Source organism: Dysgonomonas sp. HGC4 (genome assembly GCF_001261715.1).
In the GTDB taxonomy this organism is placed as follows: domain Bacteria; phylum Bacteroidota; class Bacteroidia; order Bacteroidales; family Dysgonomonadaceae; genus Dysgonomonas_A.
The window spans coordinates 1-5,049 of sequence record NZ_CVRU01000046.1 but is presented as its reverse complement, the minus strand read 5'-3'; the positions used below and the strand labels follow the sequence as shown (position 1 = coordinate 5,049).

The 5,049-nt window shown below is 38.9% G+C and carries 3 protein-coding genes; all 3 read left to right on the top strand.

Going from position 1 to position 5,049, the window contains the following annotated elements; translation table 11 throughout:
• Positions 1–238 precede the first annotated feature (238 nt).
• Positions 239–2,554: a TonB-dependent receptor gene (locus tag HGC4_RS04055; RefSeq protein WP_050708845.1), complete on the top strand. Its 2,316-nt coding sequence runs from the start codon at positions 239–241 to the stop codon at positions 2,552–2,554.
• A 260-nt stretch (positions 2,555–2,814) separates the two neighbouring features.
• On the top strand, positions 2,815–3,588 hold the full coding sequence (locus tag HGC4_RS04050; protein WP_050708844.1) for an NUDIX hydrolase: 774 nt from the start codon (positions 2,815–2,817) through the stop codon (positions 3,586–3,588).
• A gap of 212 nt (positions 3,589–3,800) precedes the next feature.
• A complete protein-coding gene (locus HGC4_RS18795; protein WP_050708843.1) occupies positions 3,801–4,985 on the top strand; it encodes a membrane lipoprotein lipid attachment site-containing protein in 1,185 nt (394 codons plus the stop codon).
• Positions 4,986–5,049: the final 64 nt, after the last annotated feature.

Genomic DNA, 5,049 nt, shown 5'->3' with positions numbered 1-5,049 from the left:
ACATATATCATACTTACTTATAGTTAAGCCCGCCAAACAAGTATAACTCGCCGTTTTTACTAATTTTATTATAAAAAAGAAAACAAATGACATTTTATTAAAATTGATAAACAAATAATAATAAACCATTTATCTACAAACAAGGGCTAATACTTAGTATTATGGTAAAAAATATATGATAAACATCGTAACCAAAAAGGCAATTGATTCGTCATATAGACATATAAAATTAAAAAACATGAAACGAATATTGCCCTTAATCATAATTTACCTGACAATTGCAAGCACATTGTCGGCACAGCAAATAAAAATATCGGGGAAGGTGGTTGATAAGACCAACGCTCAGCCAATTGAATATGCAAACGTAACATTGCTCCAAAGCGATTCTACATTTGTAAAAGGAGTCAATTCCGATGCAAACGGATTGTTCGATATAGTTAATCCTACGGGCAATTATTTGGTATCAATATCTTACATGGGATATGAGACATCTTATGTTCCTGTACAGAATCCTGCAACAGACAGCAATTTGGGAAACATTACACTAGAGCCCTCATCCGTAGCGCTGAATACTGTAACTGTAACCGCACAATCGGTAATAGACAAAGCCGACCGAAAATTGATATTCCCATCCGAAAGCCAGATAAAAACATCTACTAACGGACTCGATCTGCTGCAACAGTTGCAACTACCACGTATCAACATAAACCCCATAGATAATTCAATTACCACTTCGGGCAGAGGCGAGGTACAGCTACGTATCAACGGTGCACTGACTACCAACGAAGAGATAAGAGCCATCACTCCTTCGGATATTATCCGTATAGAATATCACGACGATCCCGGTGCTCGTTATGGCAGTGCATCAGCCGTATTAGATTATATTGTACGCCGCCGAGAGTCGGGAGGAAACATACATGGCGATTTGATGAATATCATTGGCTCCACAGGTTTTGCAGAAGACAATCTATCAGTAAAAGTAAACCATCGAAAATCGGAATTCGGGATGAATGCTTATTGGGGATATCGTAAATTGGAATGGACACGGACGAATAGCGAAACCTTTAATTTCCCTGACAGAACATTACATAGAAACGAGATTGGCGAACCTACTCTTTTTAAGTATAACAATCTGAACCTTGCTCTGAATTATAGTTTAATGGAAGCTGACAAATACTTTCTGAATGTAACTTTCAGAAATTCATACAACAATTCCCCCAACTTATATACCAACAGAAACAGTAGTATAACAACATCAGATAATAGCGTACCGCTTTCTATCTCCGATCTTTCGTCCGAGAAAACTAATATTCCATCGTTAGACGTTTACTATCAACGAAATCTTAAGAAAGACCAGCTTATAATAGTGAATGTGGTAGGAACTTACATCAACTCCAAAAACAACCGTATCTATGAAGAGTGGAGAGACGAAAAACCTATTACAGACATTCAATCGCACATATCGGGCGATAAATATTCGCTGATAACAGAAGGTATCTACGAGAAAAAAACAGAGAAAGGCAAGTTTACAACGGGTTTAAAACATGCTCAGGTATTTACACGAAACGAATATACAGGCAATACAATAGCCGAGGTAGCCATGAATCTTGCTGAAACTTATGTATATGCTGAATACCAATTTCAAAAAGGTAAATTCAACTATGTAGCAAGCTTAGGAGGAATACGTTCTTATTACAGCCAAGGCGAAGACGTAGAAGAGAGATACTCTTTCCGCCCATCGGCACGTGTAACCTACAACATTAGCGACAAAACATTTGTCCGTTACAAAGTAAATATCTGGGGAAATACCCCATCGCTGGGCGACCTCAATGCCGTAGAGCAAATAATAGATTCGCTACAAATACGCCGAGGAAACCCTAACCTGAGAATGTCTCAAGGTTATAGCAACAACATTACAGCAGGATATGATAAAGGAATGTTTGGGGTAGATCTATTTCTTCAATACAACTATCAACGCAATCCGGTGGCAGAAACCATACTTTTTGAAGAAGGTAAATTTATACGTACCTACGAAAATCAAAAAGCACATCACCAATTGGGTGGCGAACTTACTCTACGCTTCCGCCCTATAAAAGACCGACTTACAATAGCATTCACACCCGGTATAAACCGCTATATAAGCGAAGGCAGCAATTACACACATACCTATACCAACAAATATATGCGTTTGTCGATAGACGGTAATTATAAAAACTGGGTTGCCAACTTTATGATATATACTCCTTGGGACTATTTTTATGGCGAAACACTCGAGTCGGGAGAACGTATACACTCCATCAGTTTTGGCTACAATAAACCAAACTACTCCATCATCCTCGGGTCATTCAACCCCTTTGGAGGCACATACAAAAGAAACGATCAGAATTGGTCTGCTATGATACCTACCCAATCGAAGGTATATACAGAGAACCTCACTCAACTGATTTATATAAAAGCATCTTTTAATGTTAACTTCGGACGACAGTTCAAAGGTGGAGACAAAAGACTTAATAACTCAGACAACGATTCGGGCATTATGTCAAGTTCTAAATAATAAAAATAGAGAATAGAAGGAGAAGCGAAGGTATAGGCATGATTTTAACAAACCATCTTACACCTTCTTCTTGTCTTAAAAACACTTTTAACAAAAAAATAATATAGCACATAATACACTATGCTCAAACATCATACATCTAAAAAAACAATAATTATGCAAATCTATTCCTCTGCATTTATCGTTAAATATTTCAAAACAGAGAGAAAATCAAAAAGTACTCTTTAAATTTGATCACTTAAATCTATAAGAATACCACCATGGGAACAGAAAACTCGCTTGATCACAGATATCGTCTGGAAGAAAAAACAAATCCTTTTTTGCCTAGTATCTCTATTGATTGCACCATATTTGGATTTCATAACGGAATCCTAAAAATTCTACTTAACAAGTTCAAGGCTAATTCAACGTGGATGCTCCCCGGTGGATTTGTATTATTAGATGAAAATGTAAATTGTGCAGCCCATCGCCTTCTCTCTGAGAGAACGGGACTTAGCGAAATTTATCTGAAACAATTTTATCTCTTCGGCGATACCCTAAGAGTAAATCCGGAAGAGAACAAAAATATCTTGGAGAATGTTGGCATAAGCACGCCTCATTGGTTGCTCGACAGGTTTGTAAGCATTGGCTATTATGCACTGGTCGACTACTCTAAGCTTAAAATCTATTCAAACGAAAACGAGAAAGTAGAGTGGTTTCAGATAGATGAAATTCCACAACTATACGGCGATCATAACAAGATAATAGAAAAAGCGATTAAATCGATACGCTCTCAGATAACCACCGTTCCGATCGGATACGAGCTTTTACCTGAAAAATTTACCATGTCCGATTTACGAATCATATACGAAACTATATTGGATAGAAAATTAGACAGAAGAAACTTTCAGCGAAAAATGTTAGCTACGGGTTATGTCGTAAAACTAGATGAAGTTTCTAAAAAATGGGGTTGCAAATCAGCTACACTCTTTACATTCGATAAAGACAAATACAATTATGCCATGAAAAGCGGAATGGCACATAACGAGTGGTAATATACAAACCGAGTTTTGTCTATTAGTCATGAATTAATGCCGGAGCCATACTTTTTTTTGTAATTTATATCATCTTATTCTCATCAGATGCCCAAAAATCTATAAGAATAATAATATCTTTGTGATAATTTGCTAATCGCTTTAAACCTTTTGTTCAACTTACACTCTAATGGGTATAGATGAAAAAAATTTCTAACTAACGCGTAACACATATGAAAAAGATATTATTTATACTTTCTTTAGCTGTAATACTCACAGCTTGTGGAACGACTCAATATGTGGATCGGATGAACGACCTTACTGTAGGAATGGGCAAAGAGGATGTTGCCTATCTATTGGGTTATCCCGAAAGAGTACTTGCTGTAAACTATACACACGACGGAGTGCAGGAAGTACTTCAATACCGTAATTTTCAGAATGAAGTATACGCTCTCGAATTTTGGAACGATTACTTAACAGGGTACGAATTCCTATACGATGACATTCCATTTGTTCCCGCAATGGGTCCTCCGGCTATATTACCTCCTATGGGTGGTCCTATAATTATTGTTGATGGTGGAAACGGAAACAGACCTGGACATCGTCCTAGCAGACCTCCTCATAGTGGCAAACCAAGTAGACCCGGAAATAACGAGAGACCGAATAACAGACCTGGCAATAACGATAGACCTACCAGACCGGGTAACAGCGGCGAATCGAGCAGACCAGGAAGTGGCACATCTACCAGGCCTGAAAGTGGTAACAGACCTAGCGAAAGCCGTCCTAACACGTCAGGAAGCAGTCGTCCCGGATCATCTGCAGCAGCACAGGGAGATAGAGGAACAAGTACTCGCCCAAGTAGTGGCTCATCGTCATCGTCATCATCCAATGGTAGATCGACAGAGAAGAGAACTGAGACTAGCAGTACCAGTAACCGTCCCGACAGAAGTTCTACGAATAATACTTCGTCCAGAACCAGTGCAGTTTCGGTGCGTCCTTCGGATCCGGTAAAAACGACAAGTTCATCGTCAGGCAGCCGCAAAGCCTATAACACAGGTAGCTCAAGTTCATCAGCCAGCTATTCAAGACCAAGTAGTACATCAACAACATCTACACCTGCAAGAACCGAATCGTCATACAATACGAGTGGTAGCCGTAAAGTATCAAGTGGAAGCTCAAGTTCATCAACAACCAGTTACACAAGACCTGCAAGCAGTACCTCTAGCTCTAGTAGCGGTCGTACATCGTCAAGCTCCAGCTCAACTCGTACCAGCGATTCTTCGCGATCTACAACTACCACCTCTACACCTAAAGTAGAGTCTACAAGCAGTAGCTCAAGTTCTAGTAGTTCTCGATCGTCAAGTAGTGGCTCTAGCGCAGCAGCTTCGGGTAGATCATCGAGTGGTGGCAGAAGATAAGTTTATTCTAAAAAAAACATAAATATAAAAAAGGCTTCCAATCAGATTGGAAGCCTTTTTTATA

What these genes read in the sequence shown, in the direction of transcription:
- HGC4_RS04055 (WP_050708845.1), top strand. Translation starts at nt 239, where the DNA reads ATGAAACGAATATTGCCCTTAATCATAATTTACCTGACAATTGCAAGC.
- HGC4_RS04050 (WP_050708844.1), top strand. Translation starts at nt 2,815, where the DNA reads ATGGGAACAGAAAACTCGCTTGATCACAGATATCGTCTGGAAGAAAAA.
- HGC4_RS18795 (WP_050708843.1), top strand. Translation starts at nt 3,801, where the DNA reads ATGAAAAAGATATTATTTATACTTTCTTTAGCTGTAATACTCACAGCT.